The organism is Streptomyces sp. NBC_01451 (assembly GCF_036227485.1).
GTDB lineage: Bacteria > Actinomycetota > Actinomycetes > Streptomycetales > Streptomycetaceae > Streptomyces.
In genome coordinates this window covers 7,950,753-7,973,587 of record NZ_CP109479.1, presented here as the reverse complement: position 1 = coordinate 7,973,587, position 22,835 = coordinate 7,950,753, and the positions used below count along the sequence as shown (strand labels likewise).

Annotated in this window: 16 protein-coding genes; 7 read left to right on the top strand and 9 right to left on the bottom strand. The window is 69.2% G+C overall.

Annotation, left to right across the window (positions count from 1 at the left end):
• Positions 1-35: 35 nt before the first annotated feature.
• The 4 genes from OG595_RS35005 to metH form a co-directional block, all read right to left on the bottom strand.
• Complete coding sequence (locus OG595_RS35005; RefSeq protein WP_329279148.1) at positions 36-1,616, bottom strand: ABC transporter substrate-binding protein; 1,581 nt, start codon at positions 1,614-1,616, stop codon at positions 36-38.
• A gap of 85 nt (positions 1,617-1,701) precedes the next feature.
• Complete coding sequence (locus OG595_RS35000; protein WP_329279145.1) at positions 1,702-3,306, bottom strand: ABC transporter substrate-binding protein; 1,605 nt, start codon at positions 3,304-3,306, stop codon at positions 1,702-1,704.
• A gap of 458 nt (positions 3,307-3,764) precedes the next feature.
• Complete coding sequence (locus OG595_RS34995) at positions 3,765-4,466, bottom strand: HAD family hydrolase (protein WP_329279142.1); 702 nt, start codon at positions 4,464-4,466, stop codon at positions 3,765-3,767.
• A gap of 207 nt (positions 4,467-4,673) precedes the next feature.
• Positions 4,674-8,189, bottom strand: coding sequence for a methionine synthase (gene metH / locus OG595_RS34990; RefSeq protein WP_329279137.1), 3,516 nt, complete (start codon positions 8,187-8,189; stop codon positions 4,674-4,676).
• Between the two features lie 308 nt (positions 8,190-8,497).
• Between metH and OG595_RS34985 the strand changes: the two genes are divergently transcribed.
• From OG595_RS34985 to OG595_RS34970, 4 genes are all read left to right on the top strand, one after another.
• On the top strand, positions 8,498-9,262 hold the full coding sequence (locus OG595_RS34985) for an IclR family transcriptional regulator (RefSeq protein WP_318323333.1): 765 nt from the start codon (positions 8,498-8,500) through the stop codon (positions 9,260-9,262).
• Between the two features lie 303 nt (positions 9,263-9,565).
• Positions 9,566-10,351 (top strand): MIP/aquaporin family protein, encoded by a 786-nt coding sequence (locus tag OG595_RS34980; protein ID WP_329279131.1) that lies wholly within the window; start codon positions 9,566-9,568, stop codon positions 10,349-10,351.
• Positions 10,352-10,432: 81 nt separating this feature from the next.
• Positions 10,433-11,983: a glycerol kinase GlpK gene (gene glpK, locus OG595_RS34975; protein ID WP_329279129.1), complete on the top strand. Its 1,551-nt coding sequence runs from the start codon at positions 10,433-10,435 to the stop codon at positions 11,981-11,983.
• Between the two features lie 9 nt (positions 11,984-11,992).
• Positions 11,993-13,609 (top strand): glycerol-3-phosphate dehydrogenase/oxidase, encoded by a 1,617-nt coding sequence (locus OG595_RS34970; protein ID WP_329279127.1) that lies wholly within the window; start codon positions 11,993-11,995, stop codon positions 13,607-13,609.
• A 106-nt stretch (positions 13,610-13,715) separates the two neighbouring features.
• Here OG595_RS34970 and mtnK read toward each other — a convergent pair whose 3' ends face one another.
• The 4 genes from mtnK to OG595_RS34950 form a co-directional block, all read right to left on the bottom strand.
• Positions 13,716-14,885 (bottom strand): S-methyl-5-thioribose kinase, encoded by a 1,170-nt coding sequence (gene mtnK / locus OG595_RS34965; RefSeq protein WP_329279125.1) that lies wholly within the window; start codon positions 14,883-14,885, stop codon positions 13,716-13,718.
• Between the two features lie 11 nt (positions 14,886-14,896).
• Positions 14,897-15,940: an ABC transporter permease gene (locus OG595_RS34960; RefSeq protein WP_329279123.1), complete on the bottom strand. Its 1,044-nt coding sequence runs from the start codon at positions 15,938-15,940 to the stop codon at positions 14,897-14,899.
• Between the two features lie 274 nt (positions 15,941-16,214).
• Positions 16,215-17,768, bottom strand: a complete 1,554-nt coding sequence (locus OG595_RS34955) for a sugar ABC transporter ATP-binding protein (RefSeq protein ID WP_329279121.1) — start codon at positions 17,766-17,768, stop codon at positions 16,215-16,217.
• Positions 17,755-18,852 (bottom strand): substrate-binding domain-containing protein, encoded by a 1,098-nt coding sequence (locus tag OG595_RS34950; RefSeq protein WP_329279119.1) that lies wholly within the window; start codon positions 18,850-18,852, stop codon positions 17,755-17,757. Before OG595_RS34950 ends, OG595_RS34955 begins: the two co-directional genes overlap by 14 nt.
• 589 nt (positions 18,853-19,441) lie before the next feature.
• On the opposite strand from OG595_RS34950, the gene OG595_RS34945 reads away from it, so the two are divergent.
• Genes OG595_RS34945 through mtnB form a run of 3 tightly spaced genes read left to right on the top strand, consistent with a single transcriptional unit; the run spans position 19,442 to position 21,431 of the window.
• Positions 19,442-20,041 (top strand): 1,2-dihydroxy-3-keto-5-methylthiopentene dioxygenase, encoded by a 600-nt coding sequence (locus tag OG595_RS34945; RefSeq protein WP_329279117.1) that lies wholly within the window; start codon positions 19,442-19,444, stop codon positions 20,039-20,041.
• Positions 20,038-20,826: an acireductone synthase gene (gene mtnC, locus OG595_RS34940; protein WP_329279115.1), complete on the top strand. Its 789-nt coding sequence runs from the start codon at positions 20,038-20,040 to the stop codon at positions 20,824-20,826. The genes OG595_RS34945 and mtnC overlap by 4 nt, the downstream gene beginning before the upstream one ends.
• Positions 20,823-21,431 (top strand): methylthioribulose 1-phosphate dehydratase, encoded by a 609-nt coding sequence (gene mtnB / locus OG595_RS34935; RefSeq protein ID WP_329279112.1) that lies wholly within the window; start codon positions 20,823-20,825, stop codon positions 21,429-21,431. The genes mtnC and mtnB overlap by 4 nt, the downstream gene beginning before the upstream one ends.
• A 78-nt stretch (positions 21,432-21,509) precedes the next feature.
• Here the strand turns inward: mtnB and mtnA are convergent, their stop codons facing one another.
• Positions 21,510-22,550 carry an S-methyl-5-thioribose-1-phosphate isomerase gene (gene mtnA, locus OG595_RS34930; protein WP_329279110.1) on the bottom strand — a complete coding sequence of 347 codons (1,041 nt, stop codon included), beginning with the start codon at positions 22,548-22,550 and terminating at the stop codon, positions 21,510-21,512.
• Between the last annotated feature and the right edge of the window lie 285 nt (positions 22,551-22,835).

The window sequence follows — 22,835 nt, the reverse complement described above, 5'->3', positions numbered from 1 at the left end:
CTCTTTCGCGTGTGGTCGGCCGCGTGCGGTCGGCGTCAGCCCTTGTTGATCTCCCAGAAGCGGAAGACGGTCGAGGCGTCGAGGCAGTACTCCAGGCCGTACACGTTGTCGCGGACGACGGCGTACTGCTTGGCCTGCCAGATGGGGAGGACGGGTACCTCCTTGGCGACGATGTCCTGGAGTTCGCCGAAGTCCGTGTCGGTCGCGCCGCGGTCGCTCTGGGCGGCCGTGCCGGGGATCAGGGTGTCGGTGATGGTGCTGTTGGTGAAGTTGTTGCCGAGTACGTTGCCCTCGCCGAAGAAGGGGGCGGTGAAGTTGTCGGCGTCGGGGTAGTCCGGCACCCAGCCCTTCACGTACACGCCGTACTTGCCGGCCTCGATGTCCTTCTCATACTGCGCGAAGGGCACGGACTGGACGGTCGCCTCGAACAGGCCGCTGGCGTTGAGCTGCTTGGCGATGGCCTTGAACTCGTCGTCCGTGGCGGGGCCGTAGCGGGACGGGGTCGACCAGAGGGTCAGCTTGACCCTGTCGGTGATGCCGTCGGCCTCCAGGGCCGCCTTGGCCTTGGCCTTGGACGGGCGGGCGCCGTAGGTGTCGAAGAAGGCGGTGTTGTGACCGGCTATACCGGCCGGGATGATCGAGTAGAGGGGGGTCGCCGTGTCCTCGTAGACCTGGTCGACGAGGGCCTCGCGGTCGAGGAGGTACGCGATGGCCTTGCGGACGCCGATCTTTCCGGCGACCGGGTCGTCCATGTTGAAGACGAGGTGCTGGACCTCGGCGCTGGTGCCTTCGACGACGTCGATGCCCTCGTTGCCGCTGTCGTTCTCGATGTCGGCTATGTCACCGGCCTGAAGGCCTCGGTAGGCGATGTCGATGTCCTTGTCGACGATCGCCTCCTTCAGCTTGTCCTGGTCGCCGTGGAAGAACTTGAGGGTGACGCCGGAGTTCTGGACCTCGGCGGTGCCCTCGTAGTTCGGGTTGACGGAGAAGACCGCGCTGTCCTCGCCGAACGAGTCGAGCTTGTAGGGGCCGGAGCCGACGGCCTCACCGTCCTCGCGCAGGCCGTCCTCGTCGTACTGCCGGTGGTCGACGATCGAGCCGGCGCCGGAGGCGATCTTGCTGGGGAAGGTGGCGTCGGGCACCTTGAGGTTGAAGACGACGGTCTTCTCGTCCGGGGTGTCCACCGAGCCGAGCATCGGGAACATGATCGCGGGACCCGCGTCGTCGTTGATCTTCAGCATGCGGTCGAAGGAGAACTTCACGTCCTCCGACGTGAGTTCGTCGCCGTTGCTGAACTTCAGGCCGTCGCGCAGGGTGCACTTGTACACCTTGGTCTGCGCGTCGCTGAAGGCGCACGCCTTGGCCGCCTCGGGCTGCGGTTCGGTGCCCCCCTTGGGGAAGCTCAGCAACGACTGGAAGACGTTGTTGAACAACAGCCACGAACCGGGGTCGTAGCCGGAGGCGGGGTCGGTCGCCAGGACGTCGTCGGACATCCCCATGACCACGGTGGAGCCGCCGGCCCCCGAATCGCCGTTCTCCGAGCCGCATCCGGTCAGCAGGCCGGAGGCCAGCCCCGCCACGATGGGCAGGACTGGCCACTGGTTGCGCAGGTTCACGTGGAAGTGCCTTGTCGTCGGGTCTTGGATACCCGGGGCCGTCCCAGCCCCGGGTCGGGATGTGCGCGTCGGACGGGTGTGCGGGTCAGTTGCTCACACCGCGGCCGAGCTCCCAAAGCTGCAGGGTAGAGGAGGAGTTGAGGGCCCACTCGGCGCCGGTGATGCCGTCGCGTGCGGCGATGTACTGGTTGCCCTGCCACAGCGGCAGTACGGGTACGTCGTCGGCCACGATGTCCTGGATGTCCGTGAGGCTCGTGGAGGCGGTGAGGCGGTCGGCCTCGCGGCGGGACTCGGGGATCAGGGTGTCGCGGATCTTGGCGTTCGCGTACGGCAGGTTGAGGAAGTTGTCCTTGTCGAGGAACGGGGCGAGGTAGTTGTCGGCGTCGGGGAAGTCCGGGAACCAGCCCATTCCGTAGACGTCGTAGTCGCCTTCCTTCTCTGCCGGGCGGAAGGTCGTCCAGGGGGCACCCTTGATGGTGACCTTGAAGAGTCCGCTGGCGTCGAGCTGCTGCCGCAGGTTCTCGAACTCCTGCTTGGTGGCCGAACCGTAGTGGTCGGTCGTGTAGTGCAGGGTCAGTTTCACCGGGGTGGTGATACCGGCGTTCTCCATCAGGGTTTTGGCCTTGATGTCGTTCGGCTCGCCGTACTTGTTGAAGAAGGAGTTCGAGTGTCCGGTGATGGTGGCCGGGACCAGCGAGTAGAGCGGCTGGGCCTCGTCGCCGTACACCTTGGAGACGAGTTCGGCGCGGTCGATGATCTGGGCCATCGCCTGGCGGACGGCTTTCGTCTTCACCGTGGGCGCGTCGGTGTTGAATCCGAGGTAACGGATTTCGAGGCCGGGCATCTCGACGAGGTCGATGTCGCCGGTCGAGTCGTCGTCGAGCTTCTTGATCTGTTCGGGAGACATCGTGCGGGTCATCAGGTCGATGTCGCCCTTGGAGAGAGCGGCGCCCATGGCGGTGGCGTCCGGGAAGGAACGCATTTCGACCTTGTCGTTCTTCGGCGTCAACTGACCCTTGTAATAAGAGTTCTTGGTGAAGACCGCCTTGACGAGTTCGTCGTTCTTGACCTCGGCGTGCAGCGTGTACGGGCCGGAGCCGTCGACGTCGAAGCCGTCCCGCAGCTTGTCCTTGGCGTAGTCGTCCGGGTTGACGATGCCCGCGACCGGGGTGGACAGCTTGAACGGGAAGGTGGCGTCGGCGGTCTTGAGGTGGAAGATGACCTCGCGGTCGCCCTGGGTCTCGACGGTGTCGATCGTGGACAGCAGGGCGAACACACCGCTGTCGGCCTGGATGCGCAGGGCCCGGTCGATGGAGAACTTCACGTCGGACGCCGTGACGGCCTCGCCGTTGGAGAACTTGAGGCCCTTGCGCAGGGTGCAGGCGTAGCGCTCGTTGCCGCTGTCCGTGAACCCGCACTTCTCGGCGGCCTCGGGAACCGGTTCACCGTCGCCGCGCGGCTGGACCATGAGGGTCTGCACGGTCTGGCGCAGGATGTTCCAGGTGCCGACGTCGTAGGCGTAGGCCGGGTCGATCGGCGCCGGGGCCTCCTTCGAGGCGGTGAACGTGTCCGTGGTGCCGACGACGATCGCGTCGCCGCTGCTGCCCCCGCCGTCGACTCCGCCGCAGGCGGCCAGCACCGGAGCGAGCAGACCGACCACTGTCGGCAGCACCAAAGTCTTGCGGTTCATGCTCGGGTTTCTCCAGGCTGTCGATCCCAGGGACCCGGCGGGCGTGGGGTGGTGCGCGCGGGCGAGGGATTGTGGCGATGTTCTCCCAACGAGATTAGTCCGGACCGCGCAGGGGCCCGCATGCGGCCGGAGTTGAGGGCTCATCACGCTGCGGAACCGGGTGCGGACGCACCGAAAAATCCGACAGTGGAAGGATTCCGCGCAGGCTCTCCCCAATCGGGACACAAGGGCATGTCAAGAGCCCGCGAACGCGGTGCGTGTACACGACACTTGTCCCTTGTCGAGCCTCTGGCGCGTGGCGAAACTCACATGTCCGGAGCCGGTTGGCGCTTACGTGAATTCGCCGCCGGGAGAGGCCGGCGAAGGGCCGTAATTCTCATTTGACGGCCCGCCCGTTCATCCGCGCGCTATCCCGCATTCGGCCGGACACACTCGGTAAACGCGTCGGCGTATTTCCGTCATCGGTCGTTCGTCATCAGCCCGTGCAGAAAGCGCAGGTCGACTTCTTCCAGTGAGGTCACGATCGTGCGGCGGGCGCCGGGGGCGATGGGCGCGAGCGACGGCACGGCCACGACGTGGCAGCCCGCGGCCTCGGCGGCTGCCACCCCGGTCGCCGTGTCCTCGACGACGGCGCATCGGGCCGGGTCGGCGCCGAGTCCGGCGGCGGCGATCAGATAGGGGTCGGGGTAGGGCTTCGTACGCTCCACCTCGTCGCCGGCGATGCTCAGGGCGAAGTGCTGCGGGCCCAGCGAGTCCAGGACCCGGTCGATGATCCGGCGGTGCGAGGCGGAGACAAGGGCCGTCGGGACCTCGTGCGCGGAGAGTTCGGCGAGGAGGCGGGCGGCGCCCGGCATGAGGGGCAGGGCGCGGCCGATACGGTCCTCGAACCCGTCGTTGAGCAGTTCCGAGAGCTCGGCGAAGGTGATGTCGGCTCCGGTGGCCTCGATGAGGAAACCGGCGCTGCGGGTCATGGGGCCGCCGACCACGACGTGCCGCCAGGAGTCGTCGAGGGTGTGCCCGAGACCGGCGAAGATCTCGACCTCGACGTCCCACCAGAAGCCCTCGGTGTCCACCAGGGTGCCGTCCATGTCGAGGAGTACGGCCTGCAGTGCTGAGCCTTCGGCCGTACGGGTTCCGAGCGCGGGGACCGTGCTGGTCATCCTGGCGCACCTCCTTGAGGGACGATCAGGCCGGTTGCCCCTGAGTGCACAGAGGGCAACCGGCCTGCGGTGGACCGTCAAGTGTACGTCTTGTCCGATCAGCGCGCGCCGGGGCTGTCCGGCGGACCAGTTCGCAGAGGATCGACGGCGCAGATCGGCGTGCCGGACCCCGCGTCCGCGATCTGATCCGCCGGGCAGGCCCAGGACTCAGCGGGCGTTGAAGTACTTCGCCTCGGGGTGGTGGATGACGATGGCGTCGGTGGACTGTTCGGGGTGGAGCTGGAACTCCTCGGAGAGGTGGACGCCGATGCGTTCGGGCTCCAGGAGGTCGGCGATCTTGGCGCGGTCCTCCAGGTCGGGGCAGGCGCCGTAGCCGAGGGAGAAGCGGGCGCCCCGGTACTTGAGGGCGAACATGTCCTCGACGTCGGTGGGGTCCTCGCCGGCGAAGCCCAGTTCGGAGCGGACGCGTGCGTGCCAGTACTCGGCGAGGGCCTCCGCCAACTGGACGGACAGGCCGTGCAGTTCGAGGTAGTCGCGGTAGGAGTTCGACTCGAAGAGCTTGGCGGTCTCCTCGCCGATCCGGTTGCCGACGGTGACGATCTGGAGCCCGACGACGTCCGTCTCGCCGGACTCCTCGGGCCGGAAGAAGTCGGCCAGGCACAGGCGGCGGCCACGGCGCTGGCGCGGGAACGTGAAGCGCGTGCGTTCGTTGCCCTGGTCGTCGAGGATGATCAGGTCGTCGTCCTTGGAGACGCACGGGAAGTAGCCGTAGACGACGGCCGCCTCCAGCAGGCTCTCCGTCTGGAGCTTGTCCAGGAGGCCGCGCAGCCTGGGGCGGCCCTCGGTCTCGGCCAGTTCCTCGTAGGTGGGGCCGTCGCCGGTGCGGGCCTGCTTGAGGCCCCACTGGCCCTTGAAGAGGGCGCCCTCGTCGAGCCAGCTCGCGTACTCCTTGAGCTGGATGCCCTTGATGACGCGGGTGCCCTGGAAGGGCGGGGTGGGGACGGGGTTGTCGATGGCGACGTCGGAGCGGACGTGGCCCTCTTCGGGGCGCTCCTCGACCTGTACGGCGGCGCTCGCGCGGACGCGGCGCTGCTTGAGCTCGGGCAGCTTGGCGCCGGGGACGCCGCGCTTGACGCCGATCAGGGCGTCCATCAGGCGCAGGCCCTCGAAGGCGTCGCGGGCGTAGCGGACCTCGCCCTCGTAGATCTCGTGGAGGTCCTGCTCGACGTAGGCGCGGGTGAGGGCCGCGCCGCCGAGGATCACCGGGTAGTCGGCGGCCAGCTTGCGCTGGTTGAGCTCCTGGAGGTTCTCCTTCATGATCACGGTCGACTTCACGAGGAGGCCGGACATGCCGATGACGTCGGCCCTGTGCTCCTGCGCGGCTTCGAGGATCGCGGAGACCGGCTGCTTGATGCCGATGTTGACGACGTTGTAGCCGTTGTTGGTGAGGATGATGTCGACGAGGTTCTTGCCGATGTCGTGGACGTCGCCGCGGACGGTGGCGAGCACGATGGTGCCCTTGCCCTCGTCGTCCGACTTCTCCATGTGCGGTTCGAGGTAGGCGACGGCCGTCTTCATGACCTCGGCGGACTGAAGGACGAACGGGAGCTGCATCTGGCCGGAGCCGAAGAGCTCACCGACGACCTTCATGCCCTCCAGGAGGGTGTCGTTGACGATGTCGAGGGCCGGGCGGGTCGTCAGTGCCTCGTCGAGGTCGGCCTCCAGGCCGTTCTTCTCGCCGTCGATGATGCGGCGCTGGAGCCGCTCGTCCAGGGGGAGGGCGAGGAGTTCCTCGGCGCGGCCGTCCTTCATCGACTTGGTGTTGACGCCCTCGAAGAGGGCCATCAGCTTCTGCAGCGGGTCGTAGCCCTCGGACCGCCGGTCGTAGATCAGGTCGAGGGCGGTGCCCACCTGCTCGTCGTCGAAGCGGGCGATCGGCAGGATCTTCGAGGCGTGGACGATCGCCGAGTCCAGACCGGCCTTGACGCACTCGTCGAGGAAGACGGAGTTCAGCAGCACGCGGGCGGCCGGGTTCAGGCCGAAGGAGATGTTGGACAGGCCGAGGGTGGTCTGGACGTCCGGGTGGCGGCGCTTGAGCTCACGGATCGACTCGATCGTGGCGATGCCGTCCTTGCGGGACTCCTCCTGGCCGGTGCAGATCGTGAAGGTGAGGGTGTCGATGAGGATGTCCGACTCGTGGATGCCCCAGTTCGTCGTCAGGTCCTCGATCAGACGCTCGGCGATGGCGACCTTGTGCTCGACGGTACGGGCCTGGCCCTCCTCGTCGATGGTGAGCGCGATGAGGGCGGCGCCGTGCTCCTGGGCCAGCTTGGTGACCTTGGCGAAGCGGGACTCCGGTCCGTCGCCGTCCTCGTAGTTCACCGAGTTGATGACGGCCCGGCCGCCGAGCTTCTCCAGGCCCGCCCTCAGGACGGGGACCTCGGTGGAGTCCAGGACGATCGGCAGCGTGGAAGCGGTGGCGAAGCGGCCCGCGAGCTCCTGCATGTCGGCGACGCCGTCGCGGCCCACATAGTCGACGCAGAGGTCGAGCATGTGCGCGCCCTCGCGGATCTGGTCGCGGGCCATCTCGACGCAGTCGTCCCAGCGGGCGTCGAGCAGGGCCTCGCGGAACTTCTTGGAACCGTTGGCGTTGGTGCGCTCGCCGATCGCCATGTAGGCGGTGTCCTGGCGGAACGGGACCGTCTGGTAGAGCGAGGCGGCGCCGGGCTCGGGCTGCGGGCTGCGTTCGACGGGCGTGGCACCCCGCAGTCGCTCCACGAGCTTGCGCAGGTGCTCCGGGGTGGTACCGCAACAGCCGCCGACCAGGTTCAGGCCGTAGTCGTGCACGAAGGTGTCCTGGGCGTCGGCCAGGCCCTCGGGATCGAGCGGGAAGTGCGCGCCGTCCTTGGTGAGGATGGGCAGACCCGCGTTGGGCATGCAGAGCAGCGGGGTGCGCGAGTGGCGGGACAGATAGCGCAGGTGCTCGCTCATCTCGGCGGGGCCGGTCGAGCAGTTCAGGCCGATCATGTCGATGCCGAGCGGTTCGAGCGCGGTGAGCGCGGCACCGATCTCCGAGCCGAGCAGCATGGTGCCCGTGGTCTCGAAGGCCATCGAGACCAGCAGGGGTACGTCCAGGCCGGTGGCCTCCATGGCGCGGCGGGCGCCCACGATCGACGACTTCGTCTGGAGGAGGTCCTGGGTGGTCTCGACGATCAGGGCGTCCGCGCCGCCGGCCAGGAGTCCCTCGGCGTTCGCCTGGAAGCCGTCACGGAGGGTGAGGTAGTCGATGTGTCCGAGGGACGGCAGCTTGGTGCCGGGGCCGATCGAGCCGAGGACCCAGCGCTGACGGCCGTCGCGGGCGCCGAACGCGTCGGCGGTCTCGCGGGCGATGCGGGCACCGGACTCGGACAGCTCGTACACCCGATCGGCGATGTCGTATTCGGACGCCGCGGTGTGGTTGGCTCCGAAGGTGTTCGTCTCGACGCAGTCAACGCCCACCGAGAAGTACGCCTCGTGGACGGAGCGGACGATGTCGGGGCGAGTGATGTTCAGGATCTCGTTGCAGCCTTCGAGGTTCTCGAAGTCCTCCAGCGTCGGGTCCTGCGCCTGCAGCATGGTGCCCATCGCACCGTCGGCAACCACCACGCGGGTGGCGAGTGCGTCCCGGAGGGCGGACACACGGGTCCTGTTGTCGGTGGAAGGGGCGGACGGCGAGGCGGCCATGTAAGGGCTCCCTGAAATGCGACGGCTGTCGGCTTTGCGGCTTCTTCGGAGAAGACGCACGCGGCCAGGGTAGCCCGGTGCGGGGCCGTATGGTCAGGGCGTCCACGGGACGGACGTGCGTGGCGTGCGTGCCGTGGCCGAAAGTCATCGCGCGCACGCAGGGCTTCCGCCCGGATGTACGCGAGATGTAACAGGTGTCGACGAGCCATTGGCGGGCGGTCGACATGGACCGGTAGTGTTCGACATTGCCGAACGGCGGCAGCGAACGCCGGTTGCTGGCGGTCGAAGGGGACGGAGGCAGAACGGCGATGGCACGGAACATCCAGTCGCTCGAACGGGCGGCGGCGATGCTGCGGCTCCTCGCGGGCGGCGAGCGTCGGCTCGGCCTCTCGGACATCGCCTCGTCCCTCGGCCTCGCCAAGGGCACGGCCCACGGCATCCTGCGCACCCTCCAGCACGAGGGCTTCGTCGAGCAGGAGGCCGCGTCCGGGCGCTATCAGCTGGGCGCCGAACTGCTGCGCCTGGGCACCACCTACCTGGACGTCCACGAGCTGCGCGCGCGGGCCCTGGTGTGGACCGACGACCTGGCCCGCTCCAGCGGCGAGAGCGTCCACCTGGGCGTCCTGCACCAGCGGGGCGTGCTGATCGTGCACCACGTCTTCCGCCCCGACGACAGCCGGCAGGTACTGGAGGTGGGAGCCATGCAGCCCCTGCACTCCACGGCCCTGGGCAAGGTCCTGTCGGCCTACGACCCGGTCGCGCACAGCGAGGTCCTGGAGGCCGAGCGCAAGTCGTTCACCGACCGGACGATCAGCGACCTGGAAGGCTTCGAGGGCGTCCTGGACCTCACCCGCGCGCGCGGGTACGCGGCCGACGTCGAGGAGACCTGGGAGGGCGTCGCGTCCATCGCCGCCCCCATCCACGACCGGCGGCGGATGCCGGTCGGCGCGGTGGGCGTCACCGGTGCCGTGGAACGGCTCTGCCGGGAGGGCGAGCTGCGCCCGGAGCTGATCGCGGCGGTGCGGGACTGCGCCCGCGCGGTGTCACGGGACCTGGGCGCGGGACGGTTCTGAGCCCCCGTACGAAATCTGACGTTCACACGTGAGCGGCCGGGACATCTTGGATGTTCCGGCCTTTTCGTGTGCGGGGCGTGTGCGGGCGGACGCGGGTCGCGACCGACCCAAGATCGATAGCTCACAGCAATCAATAACGATCGTGTTTTCGATAACAGAGCTCTTGACGTGCCTGTAACACCAGAGCAAGACTCCCGTCCATCGGTCGACATTGTCGAACACCGACCGGCAATAGGCGTTAGAGTGTGACAACGCCAAGGGCCGGCAGCTCTTCCCCTGGAACGAAGGACAAAGGAGTCGCGGGTGTCCAGCTCCGACATCTTCATCGGCGAGACCATCGGTACCGCCATACTCATCCTGCTCGGCGGCGGCGTCTGCGCCGCCGTCACGCTGAAGGCCTCCAAGGCCCGCAACGCCGGCTGGCTCGCCATCACCTTCGGGTGGGGTTTCGCCGTACTGACGGCCGTGTACACCTCGGCGCCGCTCTCCGGCGCCCATCTCAACCCGGCCGTGACTCTCGCGCTCGCGCTCAAGAAGAACGGCATCGAGTGGAGCGACGTCCCGATCTACTGGGGCGGGCAGCTGCTCGGCGCCATGATCGGTGCCTCCCTGGTCTGGGTCGCCTACTACGGCCAGTTCCTCGCACACCTGACCGACGAGGAGATCGTCGGCAAGCCGCAGGTCAAGGCCGTCGAGGCTCAGGAGAAGGGCGCCGGGCCGGTCCTGGGCATCTTCTCCACCGGCCCCGAGGTCCGCGTCGCCTGGCAGAACGTCGCCACCGAGGTCATCGGCACGGTCGTGCTGGTGCTCGCCGTCCTCACGCAGGGCCTCAACGACAGCGGCAAGGGCCTGGGGGTCCTGGGTGCGCTGATCACCTCGCTCGTCGTCGTCTCCATCGGTCTGTCCCTCGGCGGTCCGACCGGCTACGCGATCAACCCGGCCCGTGACCTCGGTCCGCGCATCGTGCACGCGCTCCTGCCCCTGCCCAACAAGGGCGGCTCCGACTGGTCCTACGCCTGGATCCCGGTGGTCGGTCCGCTGATCGGCGGCGCCGTCGCTGCGGGCATCTACAACGTCGCTTTTGCTTAGAGCAGCTGAAACAGTTGACGCAGCCTTGAGCAGCAACGCCGTAAGCCAGCCCCTCACCCACGGACCTCTCAGGAGCACACAGTGACCGACGACGCGCACACCGCCGGCCCGTTCATCGCGGCCATCGACCAGGGCACCACCTCCAGCCGCTGCATCGTCTTCGACCGCGACGGCCGGATCGTCTCCGTCGACCAGAAGGAGCACGAGCAGATCTTCCCGAAGCCGGGCTGGGTGGAGCACGACGCCACCGAGATCTGGACGAACGTCGAGGAGGTCGTCGCCGGAGCCATCTCCAAGGCCGGCATCACCCGCGACGACATCAAGGCCATCGGCATCACCAACCAGCGCGAGACGACGCTGCTGTGGGACAAGAACACCGGTGAGCCCGTCCACAACGCCATCGTCTGGCAGGACACCCGTACCGACACGCTCTGCAAGGAGCTGGGCCGCAATGTCGGGCAGGATCGTTTCCGCCGTGAGACCGGCCTGCCGCTGGCCTCCTACTTCGCCGGCCCCAAGGCCCGCTGGCTGCTCGACAACGTCGAGGGCCTGCGGGAGCGCGCCGAGGCCGGGGACATCCTCTTCGGCACCATGGACAGCTGGGTCATCTGGAACCTGACGGGCGGTGTGAACGGCGGTCACCACGTCACCGACGTCACCAACGCCTCCCGCACCATGCTGATGAACCTGCACACGCTGGAGTGGGACCCGAAGATCGCCGAGTCGATCGGCGTCCCGCTGTCGATGCTCCCGGAGATCCGCTCCTCCGCCGAGGTCTACGGCGAGGTCACCGGCGGCAAGCTGGGCGACCTGCTCGGCGGCATCCCGGTCGCCTCCGCGCTCGGTGACCAGCAGGCGGCCCTGTTCGGCCAGACCTGTTTCGCCGAGGGCGAGGCCAAGTCGACGTACGGCACCGGCACCTTCATGCTGATGAACACCGGCGACAAGATCATCAACTCCTACAGCGGTCTGCTGACCACGGTCGGCTACCGCATCGGCGACCAGGCCCCGGTCTACGCCCTGGAGGGCTCGATCGCGGTCACCGGTTCGCTGGTGCAGTGGATGCGCGACCAGATGGGTCTGATCTCCACCGCCGCCGAGATCGAGACGCTCGCGTCGTCGGTCGAGGACAACGGCGGCGCCTACTTCGTACCGGCCTTCTCCGGTCTGTTCGCCCCGTACTGGCGCTCCGACGCCCGCGGTGTGATCGCCGGCCTGACCCGGTACGTCACCAAGGCGCACCTCGCGCGCGCCGTGCTGGAGGCGACCGCCTGGCAGACCCGTGAGATCACGGACGCCATGACCAAGGACTCGGGCGTCGAGCTCGCGGCCCTCAAGGTCGACGGCGGCATGACCTCCAACAACCTGCTGATGCAGACCCTCTCGGACTTCCTGGACGCCCCCGTGGTCCGTCCCATGGTCGCCGAGACGACGTGCCTCGGTGCCGCCTACGCCGCCGGTCTCGCCGTCGGCTTCTGGACCAACACCGACGACCTGCGCGCCAACTGGCGCCGGGCCGCCGAGTGGACCCCCAACATGGACGCGGAGAAGCGCGACCGTGAGTACAAGAGCTGGCTCAAGGCCGTCGAGCGGTCCATGGGCTGGCTCGAAGACAGCTCTGTCGAGGAGTAAGAACCCCACATGACCAGTCAGTCCACCCTGCAGTCCGTGCCTGCCCTCGGTACGCACCCGGCCTTCGGCTCCAACCCGAGCCGTGCCGAGACCCGGGAGCAGCTCTCCAAGGCGACGTACGACCTTCTCGTGATCGGCGGTGGCATCCTCGGCATCTCGACTGCCTGGCATGCCGCGCAGTCCGGTCTGCGGGTGGCTCTGGTCGACGCCGGCGACTTCGCCGGTGCCACCTCCTCCGCCTCCTCCAAGCTTCTCCACGGCGGTCTGCGCTATCTGCAGACCGGCGCGGTGAAGCTGGTGGCGGAGAACCACTTCGAGCGTCGTGCGGTGTCCCGTCAGGTGGCTCCCCACCTGGCCAATCCGCTCACGTTCTACCTCCCCGTGTACAAGGGCGGCCCGCACGGCGCGGCGAAGCTCGGGGCGGGCGTCTTTGCCTACTCCGCGCTGTCCGCGTTCGGTGACGGCGTCGGCCACCTGCTGTCGCCGGCCAAGGCGGCGCAGGACGTGCCCGAGCTGCGCACCGAGAACCTCAAGGCCGTGGCCGTGTACGGCGACGGTCAGATGAACGACGCGCGCATGGCGCTGATGACGGTCCGCGCGGCCGTCGAGGCGGGCGCCGTCGTGCTCAACCACGCCGAGGTGTCCGGTCTGCGCTTCACCAGGGGCCGGGTCACCGGTGCCGATCTGCGTGACCGGCTCTCCGGTGACGACTTCGGCGTCAACGCACGGCTCGTGCTCAACGCGACCGGCCCCTGGGTCGACCACCTGCGCAAGATGGAGAACCCGGACGCGGCGCCGTCCATCCGGCTCTCGAAGGGCGCGCACCTGGTCCTGAAGCGGACGTCTCCGTGGAAGGCCGCGCTGGCGACCCCGATCGACAAGTACCGCATCACCTTCGCCCTGCCCTGGGAGGACATGCTGCTGCTCGGCACCACCGACGAGGTGTTCGAGGGCGACCCGGCGGATGTCGCGGTCACCGAGAAGGACACGGAGCAGATCCTCGACGAGGCCGCGTTCTCCGTGCGCGACCAGCAGTTGTCCCGGGATCTGATCACGTACTCCTTCGCGGGCCTCCGGGTGCTGCCGGGTGGCCCCGGTGACACGGCGAAGGCCAAGCGGGAGACGGTCGTGACCGAGGGCAAGGGCGGGATGCTGTCCGTCTCGGGCGGCAAGTGGACGACCTTCCGGCACATCGGCCGTACGGTCATGGAGAAGCTGGAGACGCTGCCCGGCCGTCCGCTGGGCGACGACTTCGAGCCCATCTCGTCCCTGCCGAAGCACCTGCCGCTTCCCGGTGTCGCCAACCCGCGCGCCGTCGCGCACCGGCTGCTGGTCGACAACCCGGCACCTGGTCCGCGCATGGCCGCCGACACGGCGAAGCACCTTGCGACGCACTACGGTTCGCTGGCCTTCGACATCGCCCGGCTGGCGAACGAGAACCCCGAGCTGGGCGAGCGGGTGCACGCCGACGCGCCGGAGATCTGGGCGCAGGTCGTGTACGCGCGGGACAGTGAGTGGGCCGAGACTGCGGACGATGTGCTGCGGCGTCGGACCACGCTGACGATCCGGGGGCTTGCCACGGACGAGGTCCGGGCGAAGGTTCAGGATCTGCTTGACAAGAAGTAGTAGGCGTACGGCGTGGAAGGGGCGGCTCCTTGAGGGAGCCGCCCCTTTGCGCTTGTGGTTCGGCTGCGGGTGCGTTGTGGCTTGTCGCGCAGTTCCCCGCGCCCCTTCAGGGCGCTTCCACTACCGCCCGTACGTCGTTTGGGGTGGTCAACTCCTCGCGGCGGACGATCAGTTCGCGGCCGAGCAGTAGCGCCCTGCGCGATGCCGGGACCGGGTCCGGGAGGGTCGTCAGGTCCGTCAGGTGGGCGAAGCCGATGATGCGGCGGACGATCTCCGTGCCCGCGTAGCCCACCGCCTCCGTCCAGACCCTGCGCAGGAAGCGGTCGAGGTAGGCGTCGTCGAAGAAGGTGTCGTTCCTCGTCGGCCACAGGGCGCGGAACCCGGCCTCGAAGGCCTCCCATGACAGGGCCAGTTGGTCGGCGTGGTCGCTCAACAGGCCCAGCGCCCGGGCCCGTTCCTCCGACACCAGGGCGTTCGCCCAGTACAGACCGAGGTCGTAGCCGATCGGGCCGACGAAAGAGAACTCGGGGTCGAAGACCCGTACCACCGGGGCGCCTTCGCGTTCGCCGACCATGACGCTGCCGGTGTGCAGGTCGCCGTGGAGGAGGGCCTGGGCGCTGGTCATGAAGGTGTGGCGGAGGTCGGCGACCTCCGTGCGGAGCCTCGCGTCGGCGCGGAACTCCGCCGCCAGGTCGTCCAGACCCTCGTGCCAGTGGTTGTGTTCGTGCTCGACGTACGGCTCGGACAGGACCACGTCCTCGGTGATCTTGCACAGCTCCGGGCTCACCGATGCCGCCAGCAGGGCCTTGCGGTCCGCCGATGCCATGCCGAAGTCGCTGGTCGCGAAGGTCAGTTGGGCCACGAACTCGCCGATGCGGGCGGAGGTGCGCGGGCCGTACGGCGCGCCCTCGTTGAGGAGGGTGCGCAGGACCTCCAGATCCGACATGTCCTCCATGACGAGGGCGTAGTTCTCGGGGTCGTAGCCGAGGATCGCCGGGATCTTGTCGGGGGCCACCTTCGCGACCTGCTCGTACGCCCGTGCCTCGGCGTCGGCGCGCTCCGGGCTCATCGGCCAGGACGGGCCGGCCACCCGGACCCAGGGCAGGGCCTGCTTGACGGCCAGGCTGCGGGTGCCGTCGGTGGACCTGGCGAGGAACACGCGGTTCATGTTGCCGTCGGAGACCTCGCGGACCCGGATGTCCGACGGGTCGGGCCAGTGGCCGCGCTCGTTCAGGTACGCGGGGACGTCGGCCGGCTCCAGGATGCGGTAGCCCATCGTGAACTTCCTTATGCGGTGCGGCGCTTGGACAGGGTGAAGCTGAAGACCAGGGCGAGGATCAGGACGGCGCCCTCGACCACGTCCTGGGTGTAGTAGGGCAGGCCCTTGATGGTCAGGCCGGTGGTGATGATGCCGATGAGGACCGCGCCCAGGGCGGTGCCCCAGACGTTGGGGCGGCCCCGGCCGAGGACGGAGGTGCCGACCAGGGCGACGGCGACCGCTTCGAGGAGTTGCGAGGTGCCCGCGGAGACGTCGCCCTGGCCGATGCGCGCCGCCAGGATCAGGCCGCCGATCGACGCCAGGACGCCGGAAAGGACGTACGCCAGGGCCCGATACGCGCCCACGCGGATGCCTGCCAGGCGGGAGGCCTCGGGATTGGCGCCGATCGCGTACAGCACGCGGCCCCAGCGGGTGCGGGCCAGGAAGACCCAGGCGATGACGGTGAGGGCGCCGAAGATGACCACGGAGACGGGGATGCCGAGGATCGTGCCCCGGTCGATGCGCAGGAAGCCCTCGGTGAACCGGCCGGGGGCCGTCGTGCCGTCGGACTGGGTCATGCCCGGGGTGATCGACTGGCCGTCGACCAGGATGAGTTTGGTGCCCTGGATGACGAACATGGTGCCCAGCGTGGCCAGCATGTCGGGGATCTTGAGGACCACGATGAGCAGGGCGTTGAGGAGACCGGCCAGGGCGCCCGCCACGATCACCGCGATGATCGCCACGACTCCGACCTGGTTGTACGTGACCATCGTCTTCGCGGCGACGGTCACGCCGAGCCCGGCCACCGCGCCGACGGACATGTCCATCCCGCCGACAGCCATGGTGAGCGTGACGCCGAGGCCGAGGATCGCGGCGACGGAGACGTACCGGAGGGTGTCGAGGAGGGTCGCCGAATCACGGAACGACGGCTCGCTCAGCGCGAAGTACGTGAAGAGCGTGACGGTCACGAAGATGAAGCCGTACTTGATGACCGCGTTCTGGATCCGCGGACCGGCCGCGACCGGCGTGGACGGGGTCGCCGTCTTCGCGGGGGCGCTCTGGGTGGTGGTCATGGGGTGCTGCTTCCTGAGGTGGCGAGCGGTGGAGCCGGTGCGAGCCGGGCGGCGGGCGGGGGGTGGCGGAGCGAGGTTGCCTGACGGGCGGGCGCTGTCCGGCGGTCCGGCTCTGTCCGGCGGTCCGGCTCTGTCCGGCGGTCCGGCTCTGTCCGGCGGTCCGGCTCTGTCCGGCGGCTGCGGAGTCGCGCCCCTTCAGGGGCGCGGGGAACGGCGCGACCGGCCCCCACCGGCCCGCAGCCGAAGAACCGCCCACCACGCGGAACGCCCCTCATCAGACCGACGCCGAGATCGTCCGGATGACCAGGTCGCGTTCCGCGTCCTCGCCGTACGCGTCGAGATGGATCTCACCGGCCGCCAGGACAACGACCCGGTCGGCGACCTCCAGGACCTCGTCCACGTCGGCCGAGAGGACCAATACCGCCGCGCCCTCCGCCGCAAGGGCGCGGGCGCGCCGGCCGATGTCGCGCCGGGCCCCGATGTCCACCCCTCGGAACGGCTCGTCCAGGATGAGGACACGGGGGCGTTCGGCGAGCCAGCGGCCGACGACGACCTTCTGCTGGTTGCCGCCGGACAGCTCCTCGACGGTGCTGTGCTCGTCGCGGGCGACGACACCGAGGGCCTCGATGGTGTCGCGGCCGAGGGCGTCCTCCTTGGAGCGGTTCACCAGCCCGGCCGTCGAGAGCGACTTGAGGAACGGGAGGGAGATGTTCTGGGCGAGCGACCAGCCGGGGACCAGGGCGTCCGCGTGCCGGTCCTCGGGGACCAGGTGGATGCCGGCCCGGATGGCGTCGGCGGGGCGGCGCGGCTCGTACGCCTTGCCGTCCAGCTCCACGGCTCCCGTGGTGAACGGTTCGGCGCCGAAGAGGCCTCGGGCCAACTCCGTCTTGCCTGCGCCCAACAGGCCGACGATGCCGGTGACTTCGCCTGCTCGCAGGTTCAGGTCCTGGGGGGTGCGGCCCTCCAGGAGCCGTACGCCGCGCAGGGAGAGGAGCGTCTCGCCCTGCTCGCCCTCGCGTTGTGGACGTGCGGTGGTCGCCTCCTGGGCCTGGGCGAGCATGGCGCGCAGGGCGCTGTCCCAGTCGAAGGGCTTGACCTGGTCCTCGGTGAGACGGCCGTCTCGCAGGACGACCAGCCGGTCCGCCAGCGCGTCGATCTCGCCGAGGCGGTGGGAGACGTAGAGGACCGCGATGCCGTCCTCGCGCATCCTCTCGACCAGGGCGAACAGTCGCTCCGCCTCCGCCGCGGAGAGCGCGGACGTCGGTTCGTCGAGGACCAGGAGCCTCGGGCGGGTGGCCAGGGCTCGGGCCAGGATGAGCAACTGGCGGTCGGAGATGCCGAGTTCGGTGACGTCCCGTTTGAGCAGGGCGTCGCTCCAGCCGAGGTCGAGGGCCGACTGGATCTCGCGGGCGCGGGCGAGCACGCGGCGCCCGTTGAGGAACGGGTTGCCGCGTGCCTGGGCCAGCTCCTCGAAGACCAGGTTCTCGGCGACGGTGAGGCCGGGCACGATGCCCTCGCCGATCCGCTGGTGCACCGTCTGGATGCCCAGCTGGCGGGCGGCGAGCGGTGATTGGAGCGCGGCCGGCACCCCGTTCACCGTCACTTCGCCGCCGTGGTCCGTGTGGACGCCGGACAGGATCTTGATGAGCGTGGACTTGCCGGCCCCGTTCGCACCGAGCAGTGCGACGACACTGCCCGGTGCGATGTCCAGCGAGACGGACTCCAGGACGGTCCTGCCGCCGAAGGCCATGCTCACGTCCCGCAGCACGACCGCGGGCGAAGCCCCCAAAGGGTCGGACGCCTCAGCGGGCGTCTCAGTGGGCGACATTGGCGATCCAGTCGGCCGTGCTGACCTGGGAGAGGTTCAGCGCGGGCAGCGCGGCGCGCAGCTGGTCCATGTTCTGGATGTTCTTGCTCTTCAGGAAGTCCTGGGTGATGGCGACGGCCGGGAACTCGACCGAGGTCTTGTTCAGCTGGCCGGCCAGCTCCAACGCGGCCGTACGGACGACCGCGGCGCCGACGGCGGACGGGTCGGTGCCCGCGGTGGCGACCCAGGGGCTGTCCGCGGCGGTCATGTTCTGGATGTCCGCGTTGGAGACGTCCGCGCCGAACACCTTCACCTTGTCCTGGAGCTTCTTGTTCTGCACGGCGAGGACGGTGCCCTTGGCCAGCTCGTCGTAGGGGGCGAAGATGCCCGTCACGTCCGAGTGCTGGGTGAGGGCGGCGGAGACCAGGGGAACGTTGTCGGTGGCCGTGGAGTCCGTGACCTTGCCGACCTTGAAGGCCTGCTTCCAGCCGTTGGCGTCGACCGCCGTCTTCCAGACGCTGTCGCGCTTGTCGAGGGCCGCGTAGCCGGCGACGTTGACGTAGCCGACCTTGGCGTTCTTGCCGAGTTCCTTCGCCATCACGTCGAGGACCGCCTGGGCCATGCTCGCGTCGTCCTGCTTGGTGCTGACGACGCCCTTCGTCGCGGTCTCGACGTCGTAGACGACGACCTTGATGCCCTTCTTCACCGCCTTGTCGATCTCGGGCTGGATCGTCGACGGGAAGCCGTGGTCCACGATGATCGCCTGCGCGCCGGAGTTGATCGCCGAGGACAGGTCGGTGGCCTGCTTGGCGTTGTCGGCCTGCGCGTCGTACACGGTCAGGTCGATGCCGAGGGCCTTGGCCTGCGCCTTGGCGCCGTTGCCCCACTGCTCGAAGTAGTCGCCCGCGCCGCTCTGGCGGACCAGCGCGACCTTGACCGCGCCCTTGTCGAAGGGGGCGGGCTTCGTGCCGGTGGCCGCGGACGCGGAGGCGGACGTGTCGCCGGTGTCCTCGGAGGCGTTCGTCGACTGCGAGCAGCCCGCGAGGAAGAGCGCCGAGACGGAGGCCAGCGAGAGCGCGGCGAGGGGGAGACGGGTGCGGGACATGCGGGACTCCAGGTGCAGGGCGGTACGGGAGGGAGCGATGAGGATGAGATGAAGGGCGCGGTGGCCGGAAGGCGCGGGCGCGGGAGTGTCCGTCCCTGAGCGCGAGGTGGCGGCGTGCGGCGGTATCCGCACCACGGCCGGGGCGTCTCGGGTACTCCGGGTCAGGTCAGCGACAGCGGGCTGTGGTCGACCGGAGCAAGTCCACGTACAGCCGCCGCACGAGCAGCAGCGTCTTCATAAGGAGATCATGAGAACGTTTCAAGCCATTCGTCAAAGGCTTGGACATCAGATCTCAGCATATGGAACGCCGGATTCGTCACACTCTGCCGACCCTCCGACGGGAGTTACCATCACGGAACCGGCACCCGACCCGGGACAGTGAGGCTTCCGATGACGACGACACCCTGCGCGACAGCGGTACGACGCTGTACCGACGCGCTGTGTCGCGGCTGTCGCGACTGACGACCGGCCCCGGCCCCTCCTGCTCCCCCCTCCCCCACTCCTGTTCCGCCCCCACTCCGTCTGCCTTCGTTCCTACTTGCCTTCGTTTTCGTTGCCGCATCCCTTCCAGCCATCTGGAGTTGCTCCCATGACCCTGCTGACGACCTGGCCCGAGTCCGGCCCGGAGACCGTCGTGCGCCGTACCTCCGACCCGGCCGAGATCGCCGCCGCGCTGGCCCCGATCGGGGTGCGCTACGAGCAGTGGCCGATCCGCGAGGACGTGCCCGCGGACGCCGACAGCGACACCGTGTTCGCCGCGTACGGCCCGGAGATCGACCGGCTGAACGCCGAGGAGGGCTTCACCACGGTCGACGTCCTCGGTCTGCACCCCAGCGACGACCCGGAGTACCCCGCGAAGGCGAAGGCGGCCCGCGCGAAGTTCCTCCAGGAGCACACGCACGACGACGATGACGAGGTCCGCTTCTTCGTCTCCGGCTCCGGCATCTTCTATCTGCACGTGGGCGGCGAGGTGCACGCCGTGTACTGCGAGAAGGGCGACCTGCTGGGCGTGCCGCGCGGCACCACGCACTGGTTCGACATGGGCACCAGCCCCGCCTTCACCGCGATCCGCTTCTTCCACGAGGAGGACGGCTGGATCGGCAACTTCACCGGCTCGACCATCGCCTCCCGTTTCCCGGACTACGACACGATCGACGCCGGGTTCCAGCAGGACCGGGCCGCCGCGTGACGTTGCACTTCGCCGCCGACGCCGTGGTGCTCGACATCGAGGGCACCACGAGCGCCACGGGGTTCGTCGTCGACGTGCTGTATCCGTACTCCCGCTCTCGTTTCGGAGCACTGCTCTCGGAGCGGAGCGGTGATCCGGAGGTGGCGCGGGCGGTCGCACAGGTGCGCGAGCTGATCGCCGAGCCCGGCGCCGACGCCGTCCTCGTCGAGAAGACCCTCAACACCTGGCTAGACGAGGACCGCAAGGCGACGCCCCTCAAGACCCTCCAGGGCATCATCTGGTCCGAGGGCTTCGCACGCGGCGACCTCGTCTCGCACTTCTACAACGACGTCCTGCCGGCGTTGCGCGCCTGGCACGCGGCGGGGCTTCGGCTCTACGTCTACTCCTCCGGGTCGGTCGCCGCGCAGCGCGCGTGGTTCGCGTCCACCCCGGAGGGCGACCTGCTGCCGCTCGTGTCGGGCCTGTACGACACCGAGAACGCGGGGCCCAAGCAGGAGCCGGAGTCGTACCGCCGGATCGCGGAGGCGACCGGCACCACGGATCCGGGCCGTCTCCTCTTCCTCTCCGACCGGCCGGGCGAGCTGGACGCGGCGCGCGCCGCCGGGTGGCGGACCGTCGGGATCCGGCGGCCCGGGGAGCCCTACTACGAGCAGGGCGTCGGGGACCACGCGCAGGCGGGGACGTTCGACGAGATCACCATCACCAGCTCCAACTCCACCGGTTCAGGCAGTTCCACCGGTTCAACAGGTTCAACAGGTTCCATCAGTTCTAGGAGCACCACGTGACCGCCGGCATCAGCACGTCCGACCTTGAGGAGGCGGGGGCGGTACTCGCCGCCGAGTCCGCCCGTTTCGCCTCCTTCGGCTGGATGCGGGGCACCTCCGGGAACCTGTCCGTGGTGCTGTCCCGGGATCCGCTGCTTCTCGCGGTCACCGCGAGCGGCCACGACAAGGGTGAACTGACGCCCGGCGACGTGGTGCTGGTGGACGCGCAGGGCGCGGCGGTGAACGGTGGCAAGCCGTCCGCCGAGGCCGAGCTGCACGCCCGGGTCGCCGCGCTGACCGGCGCCGGCGCTGTGGTGCACGTGCACACCGTGGCGTCGGTGGCGATGGGCCGGCGCGAGCCGGGCGGGATCGTGTTCAAGGACGTCGAGATGCTCAAGGGCGTCGGCCAGCCCGCCCACGACGTCGAGGTGACCCTGCCGGTCATCACCAACAGCCAGGACATGAAGGTGCTCGGCGACCGTCTGGAGGCGGCACGCGACCCCCGGATGCCGGCCGTCGTGGTCGCGGGACACGGGCTGTACGTGTGGGGCGACGACCCCCGGCAGGCCCGGCACCACACCGAAGTCGTGGAGTGGCTGCTGGAGTTGGAGCTCTCGCCGCGCTGACGTCCGACGGGACGGAGAACAACAGGAGGGGTCCCCGTCTCCGGGGACCCCTCCTCTACGTGAAGAAGCCGCCGCCCTCTACCGCAGGCGCTCGCCCGGCAGTTCGCCGGCGGACACCTCCAGCACCCCCCGCTCGGTGACCAGCCCCGTCACCAGCCGCCCCGGTGTCACGTCGAACGCCGGGTTGTGGCCGCGTGACTCGGCGGGCGCCGTCCGTACGCCCGACCACTCCAACACCTCGTTCTCGCCACGGAGTTCGATGTGGATGTCGTCACCGGTGGCCGTCGCCAGGTCGACCGTGGTCGTGGGCGCCGCCACCAGGAAGGGGATTCCGGCGTCCGCGCAGGCCAGCGCGACCCCGACCGTGCCGACCTTGTTGGCGGTGTCGCCGTTGGCCGCGATCCGGTCCGCGCCGACGATCGCCACGTCGACCTCGCCGCGCAGGATCGTGCCGGCCGCGGCCCCGTCCGCCTGGACGTAGTGCGGGATGCCCTCCTGGACCAACTCCCAGGCGGTCAGGCGCGAGCCCTGGAGCAGCGGGCGCGTCTCGTCGGCGTACACGACCTCCAGCCGGCCGCGCGCGTGCAGTTCGCGGATGACGCCGAGTGCCGTACCCCATCCGGCCGTTGCGAGCGCGCCGGTGTTGCAGTGGGTCAGGACGCGCAGCGGGCGGTCGCCGACGGTCCCGGCGACGCGCTTGAGCAGCCAGTCGGCACCGTGCGCGCCCATCGCGCGGTTGCCCTCGACGTCCTCGCGCTGAACGGCGGCGGCCTCTTCCAGGACCGCGTCCAGGCCCTCGGCGAAGCGGGTCATGACCCGGTCCACACACACCATGAGGTTGACCGCGGTCGGCCGCGCCTCACGGATCCGTGCCACGGCCGCCCGCACCTGGTCCTCGGTCCAGCCCTCGCGCTCGCCCTGGAGCAGCGCCAGGGCGACCCCGTAGGCGCCAGCAGCGCCGATCGCGGGCGCGCCGCGTACGACGAGACGCTGGATGGCGTCCACCAGGGTGTCCACATCGCGGACATCCCTGGTCTCGTCGCGGTGCGGCAGCAGGGTCTGGTCGATGAGCGCGAGGCTGTTTCCGGTCCAGCCGACGGCGCGCAGTTCCTGGGGCATAACGGGGCGCTCCTGAGGTTCCGACGGTGCGCGACACCGTACATGACCTCGGCGAACCACAGTTCGAGACAGCTGGGCCGGTGGCCGATTTCCGGTGTTAGAGTCCAGCACCCGTATCCCGAAGGCCGATGAGAAGGAGGACCCGTGCTGCTCACCATACGGCGGTTCCTCGACCACGGCCGGTGCGCGAGCGACGGCTGTCGACGCTGACCCGTCCCCCTCGGCGTCCCCGTCCCGTTCCTCTTTCGCTCCCCGCCCCTCCCCCGTCCCACCCCGTGCTCAGCG

Bases quoted from the DNA above. Each gene is read 5' to 3' on its own strand.
- OG595_RS35000 (WP_329279145.1), bottom strand. From the start codon at position 3,306: ATGAACCGCAAGACTTTGGTGCTGCCGACAGTGGTCGGTCTGCTCGCT.
- OG595_RS34995 (WP_329279142.1), bottom strand. From the start codon at position 4,466: ATGACCAGCACGGTCCCCGCGCTCGGAACCCGTACGGCCGAAGGCTCA.
- metH (WP_329279137.1), bottom strand. From the start codon at position 8,189: ATGGCCGCCTCGCCGTCCGCCCCTTCCACCGACAACAGGACCCGTGTG.
- OG595_RS34985 (WP_318323333.1), top strand. From the start codon at position 8,498: ATGGCACGGAACATCCAGTCGCTCGAACGGGCGGCGGCGATGCTGCGG.
- OG595_RS34970 (WP_329279127.1), top strand. From the start codon at position 11,993: ATGACCAGTCAGTCCACCCTGCAGTCCGTGCCTGCCCTCGGTACGCAC.
- mtnK (WP_329279125.1), bottom strand. From the start codon at position 14,885: ATGGGCTACCGCATCCTGGAGCCGGCCGACGTCCCCGCGTACCTGAAC.
- OG595_RS34960 (WP_329279123.1), bottom strand. From the start codon at position 15,940: ATGACCACCACCCAGAGCGCCCCCGCGAAGACGGCGACCCCGTCCACG.
- OG595_RS34955 (WP_329279121.1), bottom strand. From the start codon at position 17,768: ATGTCGCCCACTGAGACGCCCGCTGAGGCGTCCGACCCTTTGGGGGCT.
- OG595_RS34950 (WP_329279119.1), bottom strand. From the start codon at position 18,852: ATGTCCCGCACCCGTCTCCCCCTCGCCGCGCTCTCGCTGGCCTCCGTC.
- OG595_RS34945 (WP_329279117.1), top strand. From the start codon at position 19,442: ATGACCCTGCTGACGACCTGGCCCGAGTCCGGCCCGGAGACCGTCGTG.
- mtnA (WP_329279110.1), bottom strand. From the start codon at position 22,550: ATGCCCCAGGAACTGCGCGCCGTCGGCTGGACCGGAAACAGCCTCGCG.